The following is a 22748-nucleotide window of genomic DNA, read 5'->3' on the forward strand; positions in this document are numbered from 1 at the left end:
TGTAACTCCACTTCCAGCTTGGCTGGGCATCGAAAACGCCGCATTCGGCGTCGTCTGCGCCCAGCATGGCCACGAAGAGGATTGGGCCACCCCATTCAGTACAAAAGTAGCCATGCACGAACACTACCAGCCCCGTGAAATCGAAGCCGCCGCCCAGTCGTTCTGGGACGAGCAAAAGTCCTTTGAAGTCAGTGAACAGCCAGGCAAGGAGACTTACTACTGCCTGTCGATGTTCCCTTACCCCAGCGGCAAGCTACACATGGGGCACGTGCGCAACTACACCATCGGCGACGTGATCTCCCGCTACCAGCGCATGCAAGGCAAGAACGTCCTGCAACCCATGGGTTGGGACGCCTTCGGCATGCCGGCGGAAAACGCCGCGATGAAGAACAACGTGGCGCCCGCCAAGTGGACCTACGAAAACATCGCCTACATGAAATCCCAGCTGCGCAGCCTGGGCCTGGCGGTGGACTGGTCCCGCGAGGTGACCACCTGCAAGCCCGACTACTACCGCTGGGAACAATGGCTGTTCACCCGCCTGTTCGAAAAAGGCGTGATCTACCGCAAGAACGGCACCGTGAACTGGGACCCGGTGGACCAGACCGTACTGGCCAACGAGCAAGTGATCGACGGGCGCGGCTGGCGCTCCGGCGCGCTGATCGAAAAGCGCGAGATCCCGATGTACTACTTCAAGATCACCGCCTATGCGGATGAACTCCTGGAGAGCCTCGACGAGCTGACCGGCTGGCCCGAGCAGGTCAAGACCATGCAGCGCAACTGGATCGGCAAGTCCCGGGGCATGGAAGTGCAGTTCCCGTACGACGTCGCCTCCATCGGCGAAGCCGGCACCCTGAAAGTCTTCACCACCCGCCCCGACACGCTGATGGGCGCCACTTATGTGGCCGTGGCCGCCGAGCATCCGCTGGCGACCCTGGCCGCCCGCAACAACCCTGAGCTGCAGGCGTTCATCGCCGAATGCAAGGGCGGCAGCGTCGCCGAAGCCGACGTCGCCACCCAGGAGAAGAAAGGCCTGCCGACGTCGCTGTTCGTCGAGCACCCGCTCACCGGCGAAAAACTGCCGGTGTGGGTCGCCAACTACGTGCTGATGCACTACGGCGACGGCGCGGTCATGGCCGTGCCGGCCCACGACGAGCGTGATTTCGAATTCGCCCACAAGTACAACCTGCCGGTCAAGGCGGTGGTGCGCACCAGCGCGGGCGACCAGACCCCGGCACCTTGGCAGGACGCCTACGGCGAACACGGCGAGCTGATCAACTCCGGCGAGTTCAACGGCCTGGATTTCGCCGGTGCGTTCGACGCCATCGAAGTCGCCCTGATCAAGAAGAACCTCGGTGCCTCGCGCACCCAGTTCCGCCTGCGTGACTGGGGCATCAGCCGCCAACGCTACTGGGGCTGCCCGATCCCGATCGTGCATTGCGACACCTGCGGTGACGTACCGGTGCCGGAAGACCAACTGCCTGTGGTCCTGCCGGAAGACGTCGTACCCGACGGCGCCGGTTCGCCCCTGGCACGCATGCCTGAATTCTATGAGTGCAGTTGCCCGAAATGCGGCGCGCCAGCCAAGCGTGAAACCGACACCATGGACACCTTCGTCGAGTCCTCCTGGTATTACGCCCGCTACGCCTCGCCGCACTATGAAGGTGGCTTGGTGGAAAAATCCGCGGCGGACCATTGGCTGCCAGTGGACCAGTACATCGGCGGCATCGAACACGCCATTCTCCACCTGCTCTATGCACGCTTCTTCCACAAGCTGATGCGCGACGAAGGCCTGGTGAGCTCCAACGAGCCGTTCAAGAACCTGCTGACCCAAGGCATGGTGATCGCCGAGACTTACTATCGTCGCGAAGCCAACGGTGCCTACACCTGGTTCAACCCGAGCGACGTCGAACTCGAACGCGACAGCAAGGCCAAGGTCATCAGCGCCAAGCTGATCGCCGACGGCCTGCCGGTGGAAATCGGCGGCACCGAGAAGATGGCCAAGTCGAAGAACAACGGCGTCGACCCACAGTCGATGATCGACCAGTTCGGCGCGGACACCTGCCGCCTGTTCATGATGTTCGCCTCGCCACCTGACATGAGCGCCGAATGGTCCGACTCCGGCGTCGAAGGCTCGCACCGTTTCCTCAAGCGCGTCTGGCGCCTGGCCCAAGCCCATGTCAGCCAGGGCCTGCCGGGCAAACTGGACGTCGCCGGCCTGAGCGACGAGCAGAAAGCCGTTCGCCGCTCGATCCACCTGGCCATCAAGCAGGCCAGCCATGACGTCGGCCAGAACCACAAGTTCAACACCGCCATCGCCCAGGTGATGACGCTGATGAACGTGCTGGAAAAAGCCGCCCAAGGCACCGAGCAGGATCGCGCACTGATTCACGAAGGCCTGGAAGCCGTGACGCTGCTGCTGGCGCCGATCACGCCGCACATCAGCCACGAGCTGTGGAATCAACTGGGTCACGCCGACCCGGTGATCGATGCACGCTGGCCGCTGGTGGACGAAACCGCGCTGGTGCAGGACAGCCTGACCCTGGTCATCCAGGTCAACGGCAAGTTGCGCGGCCAGATCGAAATGCCGGCCGCCGCCACTCGCGAAGAAGTCGAAGCCGCTGCACGGGCCAACGAAAACGTGCTGCGCTTCGTCGATGGTCTGACGATTCGCAAAGTGATCGTCGTGCCCGGCAAGCTGGTCAACATCGTCGCAAGCTAATTGGATCGGGCGCCAGGCTCGAGCCTGGCGCCGAATACAACCTGCGGGGTCGCCTGGTCGACCCCCATAGGGTTCAAGGGGAGCAACAAGATGATCAAACGTAATCTGCTGGTAGTGGGCCTGGCGGTCCTGTTGAGCGCCTGCGGCTTCCAACTGCGCGGCACCGGCACCACCGAGCTGGCGATCAACGAACTGGACCTCAGCGCACGGGACGCCTATGGCGAAACCGTCAAGATGCTGCGCGACAACCTGGAAAACAGCGGCGTGAAAGTCTACGGCGGAGCGCCGTACAAGCTGGTGTTGACCCGCGAACAGCAAAGCCAGCGCAGCCTGAGCTATGCCGGCGCCGGTCGTGCGGCCGAATACGAACTGAACAACGTGCTGAGCTATGAAATCCGCGGCCAGAACGATCTGGTGCTGCTGGACGACAAGCTGGAGGTACAGAAGGTCTACCTGCACGACGGCAACAACATCACCGGTTCCGACCAGGAGTCGAGCGAAGTGCGCGACGAAATGCGTCGTGACCTCGTGCAACGCATGATGCTGCGTCTGCAACAGCTGAGCCCGGCCCAACTGGACCAGCTGCAACAGACCGCCGACGCCAAGGCCAAGGCCGAAGCCGAAGCGCTGGAAGCGGCACGCAAGGCTGAAGCGGAAACCCCGCAGCAGTCGCCGATGCAGATCCCGGCTGAATAAGCCTTGCGGGGCGCTCCGGCGCCCCGCTCGCCTTCTCTTATGAAGCTCGCTCCCGCCCAACTCGGCAAACACCTGCAAGGCACGCTTGCGCCCGTCTACATCATCAGCGGCGATGACCCGCTGCTGTGCCAGGAAGCCGCCGACGCCATCCGCTGCGCCGTTCGCCAACAAGGCTTCGACGAACGCCAGGTCTTCGCCGCCGATGCCAGTTTCGACTGGGGCACGCTCCTGCAGGCAGGGGCGAGCATGTCGTTGTTCGCCGAAAAACGCCTGCTGGAACTGCGCTTGCCGTCTGGCAAGCCCGGTGACAAGGGCGCCGCCGCGCTGATCGAATATTGCTCACGCCCGGCCGAAGACACGGTGCTGCTCATCAGTTTGCCGAAACTTGACGGCAGCGCGCAGAAGACCAAATGGGGCAAAGCCCTGGTGGAAGGCCCGCAGACCCAGTTCGTGCAGATCTGGCCGGTGGACGTCAGCCAGTTGCCCAGTTGGATTCGTCAGCGCCTGTCCCAGGCGGGTCTCTCGGCCACACAGGACGCAGTGGAGCTGATTGCCGCCCGGGTCGAGGGCAACCTGCTGGCCGCTGCCCAGGAAATCGAAAAGCTCAAGCTGATGGCCGAGGGCGGGCAGATCACCGTGGAAACGGTGCAAGCCGCCGTGGCCGACAGTGCGCGCTTCGATGTCTTCGGGCTGACCGATGCGATCCTCAACGGTGAGGCCGCCCATGCCCTGCGCATGCTCGAAGGCCTGCGGGGCGAAGGCGTCGAGCCGCCGGTCATCCTCTGGGCCCTGGCTCGGGAGCTGCGCCTGCTGGCCAACCTGTCCCTGCAATACAGCCAGGGCGTACCGCTGGACAAAGCCTTCAGCCAGGCCCGCCCGCCCGTCTGGGACAAGCGCAAACCGCTGATGAGCAAGGCCCTGCAGCGCTATTCCGCGTCGCGCTGGGCGCAATTGCTGCTCGAGGCCCAACGCATCGACGCGCAGATCAAGGGCCAGGCCGCGGGCTCGCCGTGGATGAGCCTCAGTCGGTTGTCGCTGTTGATGGCCGGGCAGCGGCTCTCCTTGCCCGCTGAATAACCCTCGTTTCCAGACAACAGATTTTTTGTGACAAGAATGCTGTTGTGGCGAGGGAGCTTGCTCCCGCTGGGCTGCGCAGCAGACCCAAAAAAACAGGGCCGCTGCGCGCTGGAACGCCAGCCCGGCCCAGCGGGAGCAAGCTCCCTCGCCACAAAAGCGCTTCACCTCAGATGACATTTCCTACGCAATGCAGGGACTGGACAACCACCCAACTCTGTCCCATGATTTGCCCCGCAAAAACCACCCCACGAGAGTACCCATCATGAGCAAAAAGCCATCCAGGCATGGCCCCAACAAGGCCAAGTCCATCGTCGCCCAGCCCCTGTTCCGCAGCCGCCAGGAACGACCCGCCAAGGGCAAGGGCAGCTACCGCCGCGAAGCCTTCCAGTCTGACAACTGGGAGGCTTCTTGCTTTCTGGCCGCTTGAAACACTCGGACAAGCCCTACGCCCCTTTCGCATGATAAGGTCAGCACCTGATTTGTATTTCTGGACCCGTGCATGCCCTTCTGTCTTTCCCATCGTTGGCCACTGCGCCAAATGATTGTTGCCGCAAGCGTTGTCCTGCTTGTCGCCTGCGCCGAAAAACCTACCGCCGCCGACGCCCAACCGCTCCCGACAGCTCCCATCGTGACCGCGCCTGCCATCGTGCCGCCCGTGGTGCCCACCGGTGACGACTTGGTGATTGCGCCCACCCAGACCTTTGCTGAATGGCAGGCCGGGTTTCGCAAGGAAGCGCTGGCCGCCGGGATCCGTGCCGATTTGTTCGACCGCGCGTTTGTCGGCGTCAGCCCGGACATGAGCGTGATCAAGGCCGACCGCAGCCAGCCGGAATTTACCCGTCCCGTGTGGGAATACCTCGACGGTGCGCTGTCGCCACTGCGAGTCAACAAGGGCAAGAGCCTGATCCAACAGCACGCCCAGATCCTGCAAAGTATCGAGCAGCGTTATGGCGTCGATCGCGAGGCGCTGGTGGCGGTATGGGGCATGGAGAGCAACTTCGGCCAGTTCCAGGGCAGCAAGTCGGTCATCAACTCCCTGGCGACCCTGGCCTACGAAGGACGGCGCCCGGGCTTTGCCCATGCGCAATTGATCGCCGCGCTGCAGATCCTGCAACAGGGCGATATCACACCGGAAAAAATGCTCGGCTCCTGGGCCGGTGCCATGGGCCAGACCCAGTTCATTCCCACCACGTATAACACCCATGCAGTGGATTTCGACGGCGACGGGCGCCGCGACATCTGGGGCAGCTCCACCGACGCCCTGGCCTCGACCGCGCACTACCTGCAAAGCTCCGGCTGGCAGCGCGGCCAGCCGTGGGGGTTCGAGGTCTCGCTCAACGAGGGCTTCGACTACACGCTGGCCGATGGCACGATCCGCAAGCCTGTCTCCGAATGGATGCGGCTAGGCGTTTCAGAATATGGCGGCTTGCCAATCGCCCCCGAGGACAAGCAGCTCTCGGCGTCCTTGCTCCTGCCGGCTGGCCATCGCGGTCCGGCGTTCCTGATCTTCGATAACTTCCGCGCCATCCTCAAGTACAACAATTCATCGTCCTATGCCTTGGCGGTCGGACTGTTGTCGAAGCGCTTCAGCGGTGCGGGGTTGGTCTACGGCCAATGGCCAAAGGAAGACCTGCCCCTGAGCCGCAGCGAACGCGTGGAACTGCAAACCCTGCTGGGCAAGCACAACTACGACGCGGGCAACCCCGACGGCATCATCGGTGCCAACACCCGCAAAGCGATCCGCAGCGCCCAGCAGTCGTTCGGCTGGCCGGCGGATGGGTATCCGACGCACCAACTGCTTGAGGCGTTGCGCAACCGCTGAATGGGCGTATGGCCGCTGACGCCATCGCGAGCAAGCTCGCTCCCACCGGGTTTCCGGTCACCCTGTGGGAGCGAGCTTGCTCGCGAAGACTGACTTGCAGGCGCTACATGACTAGCGGCTGATCACCACATCCTGCTCCAACACCAGCCGCTTCTCCCCCGCATCCAGCGTCACCAATGCCCCCATGGGCAAAGTCAGGTTCGGATCGCAGTGCCCGCTGCGCCAGCCGGACAACACCGGGATGCGCAACGGCGTGAAGGTCTGCTTGAGCAACCGGTTCAACGCCTCGAGGTCTACCCCCGCTATATCCCCTACCAGGACCCCGTGCAACTTCGCCAGGGTGCCCGCCAGTCGCAATTGAGTCAGCAGTCGATCGATGCGATACAGCGGTTCGTTGACATCTTCGATGAACAGGATCACCCCTTCGGCGTCGATCTGATAGGGCGTGCCCATGGTCGCGGCGATCATCGAGAGGTTGCCGCCCAGCAGGCGTCCGTGGGCGATGCCTGGCTCGACGGTGGTCAACGGATAGGCCGCGGGATGGCTCAGCAGGCTGCCGGCTTTCACTTGTCCACGTAGCAGGCTGAAGAACGAGGTGACGGTTGGGGGTTCCTTGTCGCCGAGGAGGTCGGCGTTGAGCAGCGGGCCGTGGAAGGTCACGAAGCCGGCGTAGCGGTTGATGGCCAGGTGCAGGGCGGTGATGTCGCTGTAGCCTACGAATGGCTTGGGGTTGCGGCGTATGAGGTCGAAGTCGATGCGATCCAGCAGCCGGGGGGTGCCGTAGCCGCCGCGCAGGCAGATGATGGCTTTGATTTCTGGGTCGGCGAAGGCTGTGTGCAGGTCGTTGAGGCGTGTGTCGTCGCTGCCGGCGAGGTAGCCGTCTTTTTCGTAGACGCCTGGGAAGATTCGCAGTTCGTGGCCCCTTGCGCGCATCCATTGGGTGGCTTTTTCGGTGTCCAGGGGGGCGGGGCCGGCTGGGGCTATCACTCCGATCAGGCCTTCTTTAGGGAGGGCTGGGACTGGGTGGTGTGGGGTTAGGGCCATGGGGTTCCCGGTTTTTTTGATCGTGTGAATATCCGTTTCTGCGGTAACGGCCACTTAGGGTTCCGCTCTTACAGCGGGTCACTTTTGGAAGAGCGCCAAAAGTAACCAAAAACGCTTTGCCCCACCACTCGGCACCTCGCTAAGGCTCGGTGTGCCCTCACTCCGGCATTGCTCCGTGGGCCGCCGCGAAGGGCCATCCATGGCCCAGCGCGGCTATCCCGGCATCCATGCCGGGATGCCCACTGCGCAATGCCTGCGTTCGGCCAGCGTGGTTTAACGGGGCGTCTCAGATCAAGATCAAGATCAAGATCAAGATCAAAAGCAAAGCAAAGCAAAGCAAAGCAAAGCAAAGCAAAGCAAAGCAAAGCAAAGCAAAGCAAAGCAAAGCAAAGCAAAGCAAAGCAAAGCAAAGCAAAGCAAAGCAAAGCAAAGCAAAAGCGGTCGGAGCTGGCATTTGTGTGGCTGCACCACTGCTATCGCGAGCAAGCTCGCTCCCACATTAGATCTTCAGCAGACACAAAACCCATATACACCGCTCCCACATGGGAGCTACAGCAGACACAAACCCCATATACACCGCGAAAACCTGTGGGAGCGAGCTTGCTCGCGATGAGGCCAGCACATCCAACATCACCGCAAACTGACCCACCGCCATCGCGAGCAGGCTCGCTCCCACATTAGATCTTCAGCAGACACAAACCCATATACACCGCAAAAACCTGTGGGAGCGAGCCTGCTCGCGAAGGGGCCAGCACATCCAACATCACCGCAAACTGACCCACCGCCTTCGCGAGCAGGCTCGCTCCCACAATTGGATCGAAGTACGACTGCCAGAGCCAGGTCGGCTATCAGGCCGCCTCGCTTTGGCTTTTGATCTTGATCTTGATTTTGATCTTGATCTGGGGCGCCCCGTTAACCACGATGGCCGAACGCAGGCATTGTGGAGTGGGTATCCCGGCATGGATGCCGGGATAGCCGCGCTGGGCCATGGATGGCCCTTCGCGGCGGGCCCACGGAGCAATGCCGGAGTGAGGGCATGCCGAGCCTAAGCGAGGCACCGAGTGGTGGGGCAAGAGCGTTTTGGTTACTTTTGGCTGGGCCGGCTTCCGGGCTTTTCAAAAGTGACCCGCCGTAAGGGCGGAACCATAAGTAGCCGTTACCGAAGAAACGGATATACACACCGCCCCAAAAAATCAGGACCCCAAAAGCTCAGCCTTGACCAACTTAGCCTGCTCATCCGCATGATACGAAGACCGCACCAACGGCCCCGAAGCCACGTTCTTGAACCCCATCTTGTACCCTTCCTCGGCAAACCAGGCAAAAGTATCGGGATGCACAAAACGCTGCACCGGCAAGTGGCTACGGGAAGGCTGCAAATATTGGCCCAAGGTCAGCATGTCAATGTCATGCTCACGCATGCGCTTCATGACCTCGATAACTTCCTCATCCGTCTCACCCAAGCCCAGCATCAAGCCAGACTTGGTCGGAATGTGCGGCATCATCTGCTTGAAGCGCTGCAGCAAGGTCAGCGACCACTGGTAATCCGAACCCGGACGCGCGGCCTTGTACAGGCGCGGCACGGTTTCCAGGTTGTGGTTGAACACGTCCGGCGGCTCGGCGGCGGTGATTTCCAGGGCGATGTCCATGCGGCCACGGTAATCGGGCACCAGGGTTTCCAGCTGGACGTTCGGCGACAGCTTGCGGATCTCGCGGATGCAGTCGGCGAAGTGCTGGGCACCGCCGTCACGCAGGTCGTCGCGGTCCACGGAGGTGATGACCACGTACTTGAGCTTCAGGTCGGCGATGGCGATGGCCAGGCTTTCCGGCTCGTTGGTGTCCAAGGGCTTCGGACGGCCGTGGCCGACGTCGCAGAACGGGCAGCGACGGGTGCAGATGTCGCCCATGATCATGAACGTGGCGGTGCCGCCGGAGAAGCACTCGCCCAGGTTCGGGCAGGAGGCTTCTTCGCAGACGCTGTGCAGCTTGTGCTTGCGCAGCAGGGCCTTGATACGGTCGACTTCCGGGGAAACCGGGATGCGCACGCGGATCCAGTCGGGTTTCTTCGGCAATTCGGTAGTAGGGATGATCTTGACCGGGATGCGTGCAACCTTCTCGGCGCCGCGCAGCTTGACGCCGGCCTCTACCTTGGCACGCGGGGCCGGACGCTCGGTGACGTCCAGCGTCGGGATCATGGTTTGCACTGCATCAGTAGTCATATCAGTCGATTCCGCCCGTGAGGGTCGTCTGCTCAGCATAGTCGAGGTGTTTGACGAGCTGCGCGCGCAGCCGGGCACTTACCTCGGCAAATTCAATCGGTCCTGCGTGCTCGCTCAACTGGGTCATCGCCAGTCCCGCGTAGCCACAGGGATTAATCCGTCGGAATGGCGCCAGGTCCATGTCCACGTTCAACGCCAGGCCATGAAACGAACAGCCGTGGCGGATCCGCAAACCCAGGGACGCGATCTTCGCCCCATCGACGTAGACACCCGGCGCATCCGGCTTGGCCGCCGCCGTCACCCCGTAGCTGGCCAGCAGCTCGATCAGGCACGTTTCCATGCGGGTGACCAGCTCGCGCACGCCAAACCCCAGCTTGCGCACATCCAGCAACAGGTAGGCGACCAGTTGGCCAGGCCCATGGTAGGTCACCTGCCCGCCGCGGTCGACCTTCACCACCGGGATTTCCCCCGGCAGCAACAGGTGCTCGGCCTTGCCGGCCTGGCCCTGGGTGAACACCGGCGGATGTTGCACCAGCCAGACTTCATCGTCGGCGCTGGTGCCGCGTTCGTTGGTGAAGCGTTGCATGGCATGCCAGACCGGCTCGTAAGCCATCGTGCCCAGCTCGCGAAAGCCCAGCGTGCCCGGCATCACAACACCATGTGCACGAAACCGGTGGCGCGCAGCTCGCTGTTGATGTCGTAGAGCTGTTCCTGACCGGTGGCAATGATGTGCAACTGGATCGTCGTGTACTTGCCGTTGGTACTCTGGCGCTCGGCCAGGGTCTTGTGATCAACGGTGGCATGTTTTTCAAGGATCGCGATGATCTTGTCCTTGAAACCCACGCCGGTGTCGCCGATTACCTTGATCGGGTAATCCGCGCAGGGGAATTCAATTTTTGGCGCCTTTACTTCGGAGTCTGTCATGGCGTAACGGCCTCGTAAGCCGTGGTAACGCACATGGCCCCGCTCCGGAGGGGAACGAGGCCATGCACGTCAACACTTCAATCAGTTGAACAAGCCGTAGAAGAATAGACGGATGCTATCCCAGATGCGGCGGAAGATACCACCTTCCTCGACCGCGTCCAGAGCGATCAGGTCAGCGCTGTGCACCACTTTGTCGTCCAGTTTGACTTCGACTTTACCGATCACGTCGCCCTTGGCGATAGGAGCGGTCAGTTGCGGGTTCATGGTCATGCTGGCAGCGAGCTTCTTGAGCTGGCCTTTAGGCAGGGTCATGGTCAGGTCTTGGGCCAGGCCAGCCTTGACCTGGTTGGTCGAGCCTTTCCAGACCTGGGCCTGGGCCAGTTCGGTGCCCTTCTGGTAGAAGGTCTGGGTTTCGAAGAAACGGAAGCCGTAGGTCAACAGCTTCTGGGTCTCGGCGGCACGGGCCACTTCGCTGCTGGTGCCAAAGACCACGGCGATCAGGCGCATGCCGTCACGCACAGCCGAGGACACCATGCAGTAGCCGGCTTCGTCGGTGTGGCCGGTCTTCAGGCCATCGACGGTCTTGTCGCGCCACAGCAGCAGGTTGCGGTTAGGCTGCTTGATGCCGTTCCAGAAGAATTCCTTCTGGGAGTAGATGGCGTAGTGCGCCGGGTCTTCATGAATGATTGCCCGGGCCAGGATCGCCATGTCGTGAGCCGACGAATAGTGCTCAGGGTTCGGCAGGCCGGTGGGGTTCATGAAGTGGCTGTTGGTCATGCCCAGGTCGGCCACGGTTTTGTTCATCATGTCGGCGAACGCATCTTCGCTGCCCGCGATGTGCTCGGCCAGGGCGACGCTGGCGTCGTTGCCGGACTGGATGATGATGCCGTGCAGCAGGTCGCTGACGGTCACTTGCGAACCGACCTTGATGAACATCCGCGAGCCGCCGGTGCGCCAGGCGTTTTCGCTGACGGTCACCGGATCGTTTTCACCGATCTGGCCACGACGGATTTCCAGGGTCGCGATGTAGGCGGTCATCAGCTTGGTCAGGCTGGCCGGTGGCAGACGCTGGTCACCGTTGTTCTCCACCAGCACCTCGCCGCTGCTGGCATCCATCAGCACAAAGGATTTAGCAGCCAATTGAGGGGGCGCCGGCATCATCTCGACCGCGAACGCGGCCGGTGAGAGAAGCAGCGGGACTAGCAGGCAAAGGCGTTTGGCAAAGGTGGTGATGTTCATCCGTCTCTCGAAATCGCTAATGGGACTGCCCGAAGGCAAACTAAAACAGGCAACCTTCTAACGGGCCGCCGCGTATTTAAGTTGCTCACTCACAACCCTTGCCGGGCTTTTGTTATTCATGGAGCCAACAACCTGACCCGCTCCAACCGCAAGCGGGCCTCAATCAATTACTCAGCAGTGACCAGGCTCGGCGAACCGAGATTGGCCAGGCGCACACTGTCCTGCACCTTCTGGACTTCACCCGGAGAACCGATCGGCCCCAGGCGCACCCGATGCAGTGTCTGCTGGTTGCGCACGATCGAGCTGATGAACACCGGGGCGCTCACCATCGAGCTGAGCTTCGACCTCAGCAGCTCGGCAGCGTCCGGGTTGGCGAACGCGCCCACTTGCAGAAACTGGCCAGACGCTGTTGCAGAAGCGTTTTTTTTTGCATCGATCTGCACTGGCAGCACGGCCGCGGCGTGTTGCTGCGGCGGCGGTGTCCACTGCTCGACCGTGCCGGTGGACGCCGTCACGGTGGGCGCGGCATTTTGCGCCACTTTCGGCTCGTTGAGCATCAAAGGCGCCGGACGGCCACGTTGGGCCCACCATTCCTGCGGGTCGATGCCTTCGACCTTGACCCGGGCGGTGCCGGTTTCAGCGTAACCCAGCTTTTTTGCCGCCGCATACGACAGGTCGATGATGCGGTCGGAATAGAACGGCCCACGGTCGTTGACCCGCAGTATCACCGTCTTGTTGTTGTCCAGGTTGGTCACCCGCACATAGCTGGGCAGCGGCAAGGTCTTGTGGGCCGCGCTCATGCCGTACAGGTCGTACACTTCGCCGTTGGCGGTGTTCTGGCCGTGGAACTTGGTGCCGTACCAGGATGCCGTGCCCGAGGCCACGTAGCGCTTGGACTCGGCCATCGGGAAATAGGTCTTGCCCAGCACCGTATAGGGGTTGGCCTTGTAGGGGCCGGTGTGCAGGGTCGGCGTGGCGTCGGGAATGCGCGAGACGTCCACGTCCCACCACGGCGCGCCGTCCTTGTGGGCCCGGTTGATGTCCAGACCGGGCGTGGCGCGCACGGCGGTGGTGTTTTTCTGGACCGGCGCGCGGCTGGTCGAACAACTGACGACCAGCAGCGACAGCGCAGCCAGCGCCACCAGCTTGAAAGGCTTGGTTTTCAGGGGTTGATAGGTAGGCAATGCCCGCATTATTTGACGCCCCGTGCTTTGACCAGCTCTTCAGACAGTTGATATACGGCCATGGCGTACATCACGCTGCGGTTATAACGCGTAATCGCGTAGAAATTCTTCAGGCCCATCCAGTATTCGGGGCCCTGTTCGCCTTCCAGGCGCATCGCGGTGACCGGCATGTCGTCACGCAGCGCATCATGACTCGACCAGCCCAACGCCCGCAACTCCCCGACGGTTTTCGTCGGCTCGATGCCCTCGGTCAGGCCCTGGTCCACTTGCTCGCCGCGCACATCGGCGCGGCTGACCACCGGCTGGCCGGGTTCCCAACCGTGCCGCTTGAAATAACTGGCGACACTGCCAATGGCATCGGTCGGGTTGGTCCAGATATTGATGTGGCCGTCGCCATCGAAGTCCACCGCGTAGGCGCGGAAACTGCTGGGCATGAATTGCGGCAGGCCCATGGCCCCGGCGTAGGAGCCCTTGAGGGTCAGCGGATCGACCTGCTCTTCACGGGCCAGCAGCAGGAACTCGCGCAGCTCCTTGCGGAAGAACTCGGCACGCGGCGGGTAATCGAAGCCCAGGGTCGACAACGCGTCGATCACCCGGAAATTCCCGGTATTGCGGCCAAAGAAGGTCTCGACGCCAATGATCGACACAATGAACTGGGCCGGCACGCCGTATTCCTGCTCGGCACGGGCCAGGGCCGCCTCGTGCTGGCGCCAGAAGTCCACGCCCCGGGCGACACGCGCCTCGGTGATGAACATCGGCCGGTACTCGCTCCACTGCTTGACCCGCTCGGCGGGCCGGGAGATCGCGTCGAGGATCGACTGCTTGCGCTCGGCCTCGCGAAACACCCCCATCAGTTGTTCACCGGCGAAACCGTAGTCGCGGGTCATCTCGCCGACGAATTCGGCCACCTGTGGCGAGCCTTCGTATTCACCGGCCAAGGCCTGCGACGCACTGCCCAGGAGGCCGACCAGGCCGATCCACGGCGCACATCGCGTCGACCAGCCACGCATTGCTTGCATTGAACTCTTCACCTTATTCAAACCTGCGCGATCCACTTGCGATGCGTATGAATCGACATCAAAACCCCAAACGCTGACAGTAGTGTCACCAGCGAAGTTCCTCCGTAGCTAATGAAAGGCAACGGCACCCCCACGACCGGCAACAGGCCACTGACCATACCGATGTTGACGAAAACATAAACAAAAAACGTCATGGTCAGGCTGCCCGCGAGCAACTTGCCGAACAATGTCTGGGCCTGGGCGGTGATCACCAGCCCCCGGCCGATCAGCAATAAATAGATCAGCAGCAGCACGCAGATGCCCACCAGGCCGAACTCCTCGCCCATCACGGCGATGATGAAGTCGGTGTGGCTTTCCGGCAAAAAGTCCAGGTGCGACTGGGTGCCCATCAGCCAGCCCTTGCCGAATACGCCGCCGGAACCGATGGCGGCCTTGGACTGGATGATGTTCCAGCCGGTGCCCAGCGGATCGCTTTCCGGGTCGAGGAAAGTCAGGACGCGCTGCTTCTGGTAGTCGTGCATCACGAAATACCACATGGCCACCGACACCGGCACGGCGGCGGCGATCACGCTGAGGATCCAGCGCCAGCGCAACCCGCCCATGAACAGCACGAAGGCGCCGCCGGCCAGGATCAACAGCGAGGTGCCGAGGTCCGGCTGGCGCACGATGAGGATGAATGGGATGCCGATCAGCAACAGGCTGACACATACATGCTTGAGCTGTGGCGGCAAGGAGCGCTTGGACAAGTACCAGGCAATGGTCGCCGGCATGATGATCTTGAGGAATTCCGAAGGCTGGAAGCGGATGACCCCGGGAATGTTGATCCAGCGGGTGGCGCCCATGGCGTTGTGGCCCATGATGTCCACCACCACCAGCAAACCGACGCCGACGATGTAGGCCACCGGCACCCAGCGCGCCATGAACCGCGGCTCGAGCTGGGCGATGACGATCATCGACACCAGGCCGATGCCGAACGAGGTGGCCTGCTTGGCCAGCAAGTCCCAGCTCTTGCCGCTGGCCGAATACAGCACGAACAGGCTGCCGGCGGCCAGGGTCAGCAGCAGGATCAGCAACGGACCGTCGATGTGCATGCGCTGCAGCAAGGTGGCACGGCGGCGCATCACGTCTTCGCTGGACAGGATCCGGTCGAAATTATTCTTCACGGGCCGTAGCCTCCGCAGTGATGGGGCTTGCGTATTCAGGCTTGAGCTGGCCGTGCTCATCCAGCAACCAGGCGTCCATGATCTGGCGCACCACCGGCGCGGCGACGCCGGAACCGGATTCACCGTTCTCGACCATCACCGACACGACGATCTTCGGGTTCTCGGCTGGCGCAAAACCGACGAACAAGGCGTGGTCGCGGTGACGTTCCTGGACCTTGGAGCGGTCGTACTTCTCGCCCTGCTTGATGGCGACGACCTGGGCCGTACCACTCTTGCCGGCAATCCGGTATTGCGCGCCGAGGGCCGCCTTGCGCGCGGTGCCTCGGGCGCCGTGCATCACCGCCTGCATACCGTTGTTGACCCTCTGCCAGTCCGCCGGATTGCGCAGGATGATGTCCGGCATCGGGTCCGGGTCCACCGGCTTCTGGCCTTCGATGGTCTTGGCCAGGTGCGGGCGATACCACTTGCCCTTGCTCGCCACCAGCGCCGTGGCCTGGGCCAGTTGCAAGGGCGTTGCCTGCATGTAGCCCTGGCCGATCCCCAGGATCAGGGTTTCACCCGGGAACCAGGCCTGGCGGCGGGTCGCCCGTTTCCATTCCCGGGACGGCATCAGGCCGGGCGACTCCTCGAACATGTCCAGGGAGACTTTCTGACCGAGGCCGAACTTGTTCATGTAGGACGACAACCGATCGATCCCCAGCTTGTGGGCCAGGTCGTAGAAGTAGGTGTCGTTGGAACGCATGATCGCCGCTTCCAGGTCCACGTAGCCGTCACCGGTGCGGTTCCAGTTGCGGTACTTGTGGTCGTAGTTCGGCAGTTGGTAATACCCCGGGTCGTAGACCCGGCTCGACGCGGTGACCACGCCCGCATCCAACCCGGCAATCGCCACGGCCGGCTTGATGGTCGAGCCCGGCGGGTAGAGGCCGCGCAACACACGGTTGAACAGCGGCCGATCGATGGAATCCCGCAGCTCGGCATAGGCCTTGAAACTGATGCCAGTGACGAACAGGTTCGGGTCGAAACTAGGCTGGCTGACCATCGCCAGCACTTCGCCGGTGTTCGGGTCCAGCGCCACCACGGCGCCGCGCCGGCCGCCCAGCGCCGCTTCGGCGGCTTCCTGCAACTTGATGTCCAGGCTCAGGACGATGTCCTTGCCGGGAATCGGGTCGGTGCGTTTGAGCACGCGCAACACGCGGCCACGGGCATTGGTCTCGACTTCCTCGTAACCCACTTGCCCGTGCAGCTCGGCCTCGTAGAAACGCTCGATACCGGTCTTGCCGATGTGGTGGGTGCCGCTGTAGTTGACCGGGTCGAGAGTCTTGAGCTCTTTCTCGTTGATCCGCCCCATGTAGCCGACCGAGTGGGCAAAGTGCGGCCCTTGGGGATAATGCCGCACCAGCTGCGCCACCACCTCGACGCCCGGCAGGCGGAACTGGTTCACCGCAATCAGGGCGATCTGTTCTTCGGTCAGCTCGAACATGATCGGCACCGGCTCGAAGGGACGCCGGCCCTGGCGCATGCGCTTCTCGAAGATCGCCCGGTCCTCGGGCGTCAACTGCAGCACTTCGACGATCACGTCGAGGACTTTTTGCCAGTCGCCGGAACGCTCGCGGGTCATGCTCAGGCTGAAGCTGGGCCGGTTATCCGCCACCACCACGCCATTGCGGTCGAAAATCAGCCCGCGGGTCGGCGGAATCGGCTGTACGTGTACGCGGTTGCTCTCCGACAAGGTCGAGTGATACTCGTACTGGATCACCTGGAGGAAATACAACCGCGCGATCAGCACACCAATCAGCGTCACCACCGCAATAGCGCCGAACACGACGCGACCACGCACCAGGCGGGCGTCTTTTTCGTGGTCCTTGATGCGGATCGGCTGGGGCATGAGGGCAGGATTACTTGTGGTAAGGGTGCCCGGACAGGACTGTCCAGGCACGATACAGCTGTTCGCCGATCAGGATCCGCACCAGCGGGTGCGGCAACGTCAACGGCGACAACGACCAGCGCTGGTCGGCCCGGGCACAGACTTCCGGCGCCAGCCCTTCCGGGCCACCGACCATGAAGTTGACCGTGCGCGCGTCCAATCGCCAGCGATCGAGCTCCACCGCCAGTTGCTCGGTGCTCCAGGGCTTGCCGTGGACTTCGAGGGTGACGATGCGCTCGTTCGGCCCGACCTTGGCCAGCATGGCTTCGCCTTCCTGGCGGATGAAGCGCGCCACGTCGGCGTTCTTGCCACGGGTGTTGAGCGGAATTTCCACCAGTTCCAGGGCCAGCTCGGACGGAAGACGCTTGGCATATTCATGCCAGCCTTCTTCCACCCACTTGGGCATGCGAGAACCGACGGCGATCAGGCGCAGTCGCACAGCGGTCCCTTATTGCTGGTCTTTGTTGAGCTTGGTGAAGTGCTCATGGGGGTTTTCCGGGCTGTGGTGCGCAGCGCTGGCCGAACGGCTCTGCTCGGCACCGGCCCACAGGCGTTCCAGGTCATAGAACTGGCGCGCCGAGGCAGTCATCATGTGCACGATGACATCGTCCATGTCCAACAGGACCCAGTCGCTGTCGCCCTTGCCTTCTTCACCCAATGGCTTGACGCCCTGGGCCTTGACCGCTTCGCGGACCTTGTCCAGCATCGCGCCGATCTGGCGGTTGGAGGTACCGGTGGCGATGATCATGTAGTCCGTGATGCTCTGCTTGTCACGAACGTCGATCACCTGGATGTCCTGGGCCTTGACGTCTTCCAGGGCTGCCACGGCCACCTTGACCAGTTCTTCGCCAACCAGCGCCACGCCGGTGTGGACTTCTACAGGCAGCGGGGCGCTCTTGAACGTGCCCTTGCGCTTTACTTTGTTTACGTCTTTGTCAGTCATATAAAACTCGTTTTGCTCGTATGTTCGGGCGCTTCGCTACACGCATTCACGTGCCTTGAAGCGCGCCTTTTTCAGTTCGACGCACGGTAGAGCCCGTGCGCATCGATGTAGGCCAGGACCGCGTCGGGCACCAGGAAACGTACCGACTTACCGCTGGCCAGCAGTTGACGGATCTGGGTGGCGGATACCGCGAGCGGCGTCTGCCAGACGAATGCAATCTGTCCGCTCGGCCCTTTCAGGGCCAGCGGGTCGCTCACCGAGCGGGCCGCCAGCAGGTTGCGCAAGGCATCCGGCGGCTCGCTGTCGGCATCCGGGCGTTGCAACACCAGGATGTGGCAATGCTGGAGCAACTCTTCCCAGCGATGCCAAGTGGGCAGGCCGCAAAATGCGTCCCAGCCCAGAAGCAGGAAAACCTGGGCATCAACGGCCAGTTCGGCGCGCATCAGCTCCAGGGTATCAATGGTGTAGGACGGTTTGTCCCGCTGCAATTCGCGGGCGTCCACCACCAGCGGTGCCACACCGGCCACCGCGCACTCGACCATCGCCAGGCGATCCCGGGCCGACACCTGCGGCGTATCCCGGTGAGGCGGCCGGGCGCTGGGCGTCAGGCGTAGCTCATCGAGGGCCAGGGCGTCGGCGACTTCCAGCGCACCGCGCAAATGGCCGATGTGCACCGGGTCGAACGTGCCGCCCAGGATACCGATGCGCCGGGCCGGGGTTGTCGTCGTCACAGGGGCCGGCGGTTCGAGGTCGCCCAAGTCAGACCGACTCCTGTCCGCGCAACTGGCCGTCACCGACCACGATGTATTTCTCGCAGGTCAGGCCTTCCAGGCCCACCGGGCCGCGGGCGTGCAGCTTATCAGTAGAAATGCCGATCTCGGCACCCAATCCGTATTCAAAGCCATCGGCGAAGCAGGTCGGGGTGTTGATCATCACCGACGCCGAATCCACTTCGGCCACGAAACGCCGGGTTTCGCCCTGGTGCTCACTGACGATGGAATCGGTGTGGTGCGAGCCGTGGCGGTTGATGTGTTCGATGGCCTGGTCCAGCCCGTCGACCACGCGGATCGACAGGATCGGCGCCAGGTATTCGGTGTCCCAGTCTTCTGCCGTGGCCGCGACGGCCTCGATGATTGCCCGGGTGCGCTCGCAACCGCGCAGTTCGACGCCTTTTTCGCGGAACTGGGCAGCCATCGACGGCAGGAAGTCCTGGGCAACGGCCTGGTCCACCAGCAGGGTTTCCATCGCGCCGCAGATACCGTAGCGGTAGGTCTTGGCGTTGAAGGCGATGCGCTGGGCCTTCGGCAATTCGGCGTGGGCACTGACGTAGACGTGGCAGATGCCGTCCAGGTGCTTGATCACCGGCACCCGGGCGTCACGGCTGACCCGTTCGATCAGGCCCTTGCCGCCGCGCGGCACGATGACATCGACGAACTCGGGCATGGTGATCAACGCGCCAACTGCGGCGCGGTCGGTGGTTTCCACCACTTGCACCACGGCCGCCGGCAGATCGGCCTCGGCCAGGCCGCGCTGGATGCAGGCGGCAATGGCACGGTTGGAATGGATGGCCTCGGAGCCGCCCCGCAGGATGGTTGCGTTACCGGACTTCAGGCACAGGCTCGCGGCGTCGATGGTCACGTTCGGCCGCGACTCGTAGATGATCCCGACCACGCCCAGGGGCACGCGCATCTTGCCGACCTGGATGCCCGACGGGCGGTAGCTCATGTCGCGAATCGCCCCGACCGGGTCCGGCAGGGCCGCGACCTGGCGCAGACCGACGATCATGCCGTCGATGCGGGCCGGAGTCAGCGCCAGGCGCTCGAGCATGGCCGGCTCCAGACCGTTGGCCCGGCCGGCGGCCAGGTCCAGCTCGTTGGCAGCGGACAACTCGGCGCGCGCAGCGTCCAGCGCATTGGCGGCGGCCTGCAGGGCGCGGTTTTTCTGCGCGGTGCTGGCCCGGCCGATGATGCGCGACGCTTCGCGAGCGGCGCGACCCAGGCGGGTCATGTAGTCAAGAACGGACTCAGTCATGGTCTGTGTGGTCTTGGCGATGGGGAAAGCGGCAGATTATAGCTGTCGTAACCCTCGACTAACAGCATGGACTCGCAGTGGTGACCGGCGGAGAAGCAAAACAGCCATAAACAGCCGGTTGAAGCGCAATGCTGTTCACTTAAGGCAATCGACAAACCCGTGGCGAGGGAGCTTGCTCCCGCTGGGCCGCGAAGCGGCCCCAAAACCTGCCAATTGTGGCGTATCAGACACACCGCACCCGCCGGTTTACGGCTGCTTCGCAGCCGAGCGGGAGCAAGCTCCCTCGCCACTGGGTCATCATTTTTCCTAAGTGAACGGCATTACGGTTGAAACGAGTGTTCAGCGGTGATTAAGCTTTCCATTGCTATCATCGCGCTTCCTTTGGCCTCACTTCGTCTATCGCCATGACCGATTTGCCATCGCCCAACGCCCTGCCCCACGCCTTTTTCGATCGCGACGCCCAGGTGCTTGCCAAGGACCTGCTGGGCAAAGTCATCCGCCACAAGGTCGGCGACCTGTGGCTCAGCGCGCGGATCATCGAGACCGAGGCGTATTACTTCGCCGAAAAAGGCAGCCACGCCTCCCTGGGCTACACGGAAAAACGTAAGGCTTTGTTTCTGGATGGCGGGCACATCTATATGTACTACGCCCGGGGCGGCGATTCGCTGAACTTCAGCGCCCAGGGCCCGGGCAACGCGGTGTTGATCAAATCGGCCTACCCGTGGGTCGATGCCGTTTCGGGGCCGGCGAGCCTGGCGCAGATGCTGTTGAACAACCCCGACGCCCAAGGCCGGCCACGCACACCGCAAAAACTCTGTGCCGGCCAGACCCTGTTGTGCAAAGCTTTGGGGCTGAAAGTGCCGGACTGGGACGCCAAGCGCTTCGACCCCGAGCGCTTGTTGGTGGAAGACGTCGGCGTGCCAACGGTCAATGCGATCCAGACCACCCGCCTGGGCATTCCCCTGGGACGGGACGAGCATTTGCCCTACCGCTTCGTCGACGCTGCCTACGCCCCTTGGTGCACCCGCAACCCGTTGCGGCGCGGACAGGTCGAAGGGCGGGATTATTTTTTGCTTTCATGAACACAAACACTGCATGACCCTGCGGCCCCTTGTGGGAGCGAGCTTGCTCGCGATAGCGTCGGGTCAGCAGAAGGGGGGCTGACTGACACACCGCAATCGCGAGCAAGCTCGCTCCCACAGTAAAAACTGCATGCCCATCACTATTCAATGGAGTTGTTCTTATGGGCCCATGGCTCGATAGCATCACCGCCTGGCTGACCGTCAACCCGCAATGGCTGGCGGTGGCGGTTTTTGTCGTTGCTTGCGTGGAATGCCTGGCCATCGCCGGGTTGATCGTGCCGGGCACGGTGCTGTTGTTTGCGATTGCGGTGCTGGCCGGCAGCGGCGCGTTGTCCTTGGGCGAGACGCTGCTGCTGGGGCTGCTCGGAGGCCTGCTGGGGGACTTGGTGTCGTATTTACTCGGCCGGCATTTCCACCAGAATATCCGGCGCCTGCCGGGGCTGCGGCATCACCCGGAATGGATGAGCGCGGCGGAAAGCTATTTCCAGCGCTACGGCATCGCCAGCCTGCTGGTGGGCCGCTTCATCGGCCCGCTGCGGCCCATGTTGCCGATGGTGGCCGGCATGTGCGACATGCCGTTCCCGCGCTTCGCCGCCGTCAGCGTGTTGGCCGCCGCCGGCTGGACCGTGGCGTACCTGTTGCCGGGCTGGGCCACCGGGGCGGCGTTTCGCCTGCCGCTGCCCGAGGGTTTCTGGCCCCAGGCCGGCGTGGTCATCGGCAGCATCGCGGTGATGATCGGGCTGAGCGTCAACAGCACCCTGCGTCGCCATCGCCATGCCACGGCGCTGATCGCCGGCATCGGCCTGGTGATCCTGATCGGCCTGTTCATCGGCTTTCGCTACCTGACGGCGTTCGACCAAGGCTTGATGGCCCTGGTCCAGGAGCATCGCAGCGCGACGCTGGATGAAATCGCCGTGACCTTTACCCTGATCGGCGAATTCCGCTACATGTTGATTGTCTGCAGCTTGGTGACCGCGTTGCTGCTATTGGCACGGCAATGGCGCCAGGCGATCTTTGCCGGCGGCACGATGTTGTTCACCGCCCTGGCCAATACCGGCTGCAAACACTTCTTTGCCCGGGTGCGCCCGGAAATCCTCACCGACCCACTGACCAGCTACAGCATGCCCAGCGGCCACTCCTCTGGGGCATTCGCGCTGTTCCTGTCTCTCGCCGTGCTGGCCGGCCGCGGCCAACCGCCACGCCTGCGCCTGACCTGGCTGTTGCTGGGCTGCTTGCCGGCCTTGGCCATCGCCCTGTCGCGGGTCTACCTGGGAGCGCATTGGCCGAGCGACATCGTCGCCGGGGCGATGCTCGCCGCCAGCATCTGTGCGGCCGCCCTATGGCTGAGCCAGCGCCAGACCCTGCTGCCGGCCATGCCACCGAAAGTCTGGTGGCTGGTCCTGCCGGCGCTGACGGCGGCGTTCAGCTTCTTCGCCCTGCGGCACTTGCCCCATGCGATGTTGCGGTATGCCTATTGAACACACTATTTGTGGGCACTGAAGATCCCCTGTGGGAGCGAGCCTGCTCGCGAAGACGGCGGCACAGTCACCCTTGATGCGAGCTGACCCACCGCTTTCGCGAGCAAGCTCGCTCCCACAGGAGGCTGTGGCGAACATCAATCCCGCAATCAACATAAAACCATTGTGGGAGCGAGCTTGCTCGCGA

At 62.9% G+C, this 22748-nt stretch carries 21 protein-coding genes; 7 read left to right on the plus strand and 14 right to left on the minus strand.

The window, feature by feature from the left end:
* The first annotated feature begins 112 nt into the window (after nucleotides 1–112).
* The 5 genes from leuS (at nucleotide 113) to ACLH0I_RS25765 (ending at nucleotide 6314) form a co-directional block, all read left to right on the plus strand.
* Nucleotides 113–2719 (plus strand): leucine--tRNA ligase, encoded by a 2607-nt coding sequence (leuS, locus tag ACLH0I_RS25745; RefSeq protein WP_411385711.1) that lies wholly within the window; start codon nucleotides 113–115, stop codon nucleotides 2717–2719.
* A 90-nt stretch (nucleotides 2720–2809) separates the two neighbouring features.
* A complete protein-coding gene (lptE, locus tag ACLH0I_RS25750) occupies nucleotides 2810–3415 on the plus strand; it encodes an LPS assembly lipoprotein LptE (protein WP_411385712.1) in 606 nt (201 codons plus the stop codon).
* A 39-nt stretch (nucleotides 3416–3454) separates the two neighbouring features.
* Complete coding sequence (gene holA, locus ACLH0I_RS25755) at nucleotides 3455–4492, plus strand: DNA polymerase III subunit delta (protein ID WP_250965945.1); 1038 nt, start codon at nucleotides 3455–3457, stop codon at nucleotides 4490–4492.
* Between the two features lie 262 nt (nucleotides 4493–4754).
* Entirely contained in the window at nucleotides 4755–4919 is a 165-nt protein-coding gene (arfA, locus tag ACLH0I_RS25760; RefSeq protein WP_030140368.1) for an alternative ribosome rescue factor ArfA, read from the plus strand.
* A gap of 72 nt (nucleotides 4920–4991) precedes the next feature.
* Nucleotides 4992–6314, plus strand: coding sequence for a lytic murein transglycosylase (locus tag ACLH0I_RS25765; RefSeq protein ID WP_411385713.1), 1323 nt, complete (start codon nucleotides 4992–4994; stop codon nucleotides 6312–6314).
* 111 nt (nucleotides 6315–6425) lie between these two features.
* On the opposite strand, the gene ACLH0I_RS25770 is transcribed toward ACLH0I_RS25765, so the two are convergent.
* The 14 genes from ACLH0I_RS25770 to ACLH0I_RS25835 form a co-directional block, all read right to left on the minus strand.
* Nucleotides 6426–7358, minus strand: a complete 933-nt coding sequence (locus ACLH0I_RS25770; protein ID WP_411385714.1) for a S66 peptidase family protein — start codon at nucleotides 7356–7358, stop codon at nucleotides 6426–6428.
* A gap of 848 nt (nucleotides 7359–8206) precedes the next feature.
* On the minus strand, nucleotides 8207–8347 hold the full coding sequence (locus tag ACLH0I_RS25775; RefSeq protein ID WP_250965065.1) for a hypothetical protein: 141 nt from the start codon (nucleotides 8345–8347) through the stop codon (nucleotides 8207–8209).
* A gap of 204 nt (nucleotides 8348–8551) precedes the next feature.
* Nucleotides 8552–9574: a lipoyl synthase gene (lipA, locus tag ACLH0I_RS25780; RefSeq protein WP_014340371.1), complete on the minus strand. Its 1023-nt coding sequence runs from the start codon at nucleotides 9572–9574 to the stop codon at nucleotides 8552–8554.
* A 1-nt stretch (nucleotide 9575) separates the two neighbouring features.
* Nucleotides 9576–10223 carry a lipoyl(octanoyl) transferase LipB gene (lipB, locus tag ACLH0I_RS25785; protein WP_411385715.1) on the minus strand — a complete coding sequence of 216 codons (648 nt, stop codon included), beginning with the start codon at nucleotides 10221–10223 and terminating at the stop codon, nucleotides 9576–9578.
* Complete coding sequence (locus ACLH0I_RS25790) at nucleotides 10223–10498, minus strand: DUF493 domain-containing protein (protein WP_053125656.1); 276 nt, start codon at nucleotides 10496–10498, stop codon at nucleotides 10223–10225. The genes lipB and ACLH0I_RS25790 overlap by 1 nt, the downstream gene beginning before the upstream one ends.
* An 81-nt stretch (nucleotides 10499–10579) precedes the next feature.
* A complete protein-coding gene (locus tag ACLH0I_RS25795; protein WP_186706569.1) occupies nucleotides 10580–11737 on the minus strand; it encodes a D-alanyl-D-alanine carboxypeptidase family protein in 1158 nt (385 codons plus the stop codon).
* Between the two features lie 167 nt (nucleotides 11738–11904).
* Entirely contained in the window at nucleotides 11905–12930 is a 1026-nt protein-coding gene (locus tag ACLH0I_RS25800; RefSeq protein WP_186706570.1) for a septal ring lytic transglycosylase RlpA family protein, read from the minus strand.
* Nucleotides 12930–13940: a lytic murein transglycosylase B gene (gene mltB / locus ACLH0I_RS25805; protein ID WP_411385716.1), complete on the minus strand. Its 1011-nt coding sequence runs from the start codon at nucleotides 13938–13940 to the stop codon at nucleotides 12930–12932. The genes ACLH0I_RS25800 and mltB overlap by 1 nt, the downstream gene beginning before the upstream one ends.
* A gap of 17 nt (nucleotides 13941–13957) precedes the next feature.
* Nucleotides 13958–15061, minus strand: coding sequence for a rod shape-determining protein RodA (gene rodA, locus ACLH0I_RS25810; protein WP_186706612.1), 1104 nt, complete (start codon nucleotides 15059–15061; stop codon nucleotides 13958–13960).
* A 31-nt stretch (nucleotides 15062–15092) separates the two neighbouring features.
* The gene (gene mrdA / locus ACLH0I_RS25815) at nucleotides 15093–16988 is read right to left on the minus strand and encodes a penicillin-binding protein 2 (RefSeq protein ID WP_411385717.1); all 1896 of its coding nucleotides are present in this window, start codon (nucleotides 16986–16988) and stop codon (nucleotides 15093–15095) included.
* Nucleotides 16989–16998: 10 nt separating this feature from the next.
* Nucleotides 16999–17466 (minus strand): 23S rRNA (pseudouridine(1915)-N(3))-methyltransferase RlmH, encoded by a 468-nt coding sequence (gene rlmH, locus ACLH0I_RS25820; protein WP_047229490.1) that lies wholly within the window; start codon nucleotides 17464–17466, stop codon nucleotides 16999–17001.
* Between the two features lie 9 nt (nucleotides 17467–17475).
* Complete coding sequence (gene rsfS / locus ACLH0I_RS25825) at nucleotides 17476–17970, minus strand: ribosome silencing factor (RefSeq protein WP_186706573.1); 495 nt, start codon at nucleotides 17968–17970, stop codon at nucleotides 17476–17478.
* A 71-nt stretch (nucleotides 17971–18041) separates the two neighbouring features.
* Nucleotides 18042–18728 (minus strand): nicotinate-nucleotide adenylyltransferase, encoded by a 687-nt coding sequence (gene nadD, locus ACLH0I_RS25830; RefSeq protein WP_411385718.1) that lies wholly within the window; start codon nucleotides 18726–18728, stop codon nucleotides 18042–18044.
* A 1-nt stretch (nucleotide 18729) separates the two neighbouring features.
* Nucleotides 18730–20001 carry a glutamate-5-semialdehyde dehydrogenase gene (locus ACLH0I_RS25835; protein WP_186730293.1) on the minus strand — a complete coding sequence of 424 codons (1272 nt, stop codon included), beginning with the start codon at nucleotides 19999–20001 and terminating at the stop codon, nucleotides 18730–18732.
* A 404-nt stretch (nucleotides 20002–20405) separates the two neighbouring features.
* Between ACLH0I_RS25835 and ACLH0I_RS25840 the strand changes: the two genes are divergently transcribed.
* Together ACLH0I_RS25840 and ACLH0I_RS25845 are read left to right on the plus strand one after the other, a co-directional pair.
* On the plus strand, nucleotides 20406–21083 hold the full coding sequence (locus tag ACLH0I_RS25840) for a DNA-3-methyladenine glycosylase (protein ID WP_250965058.1): 678 nt from the start codon (nucleotides 20406–20408) through the stop codon (nucleotides 21081–21083).
* A gap of 161 nt (nucleotides 21084–21244) precedes the next feature.
* Entirely contained in the window at nucleotides 21245–22561 is a 1317-nt protein-coding gene (locus ACLH0I_RS25845) for a bifunctional DedA family/phosphatase PAP2 family protein (RefSeq protein WP_411385719.1), read from the plus strand.
* The last annotated feature ends 187 nt before the right edge of the window (nucleotides 22562–22748 follow it).

Source organism: Pseudomonas sp. MPB03, assembly GCF_046605385.1.
Lineage (GTDB): Bacteria > Pseudomonadota > Gammaproteobacteria > Pseudomonadales > Pseudomonadaceae > Aquipseudomonas > Aquipseudomonas zanjanensis.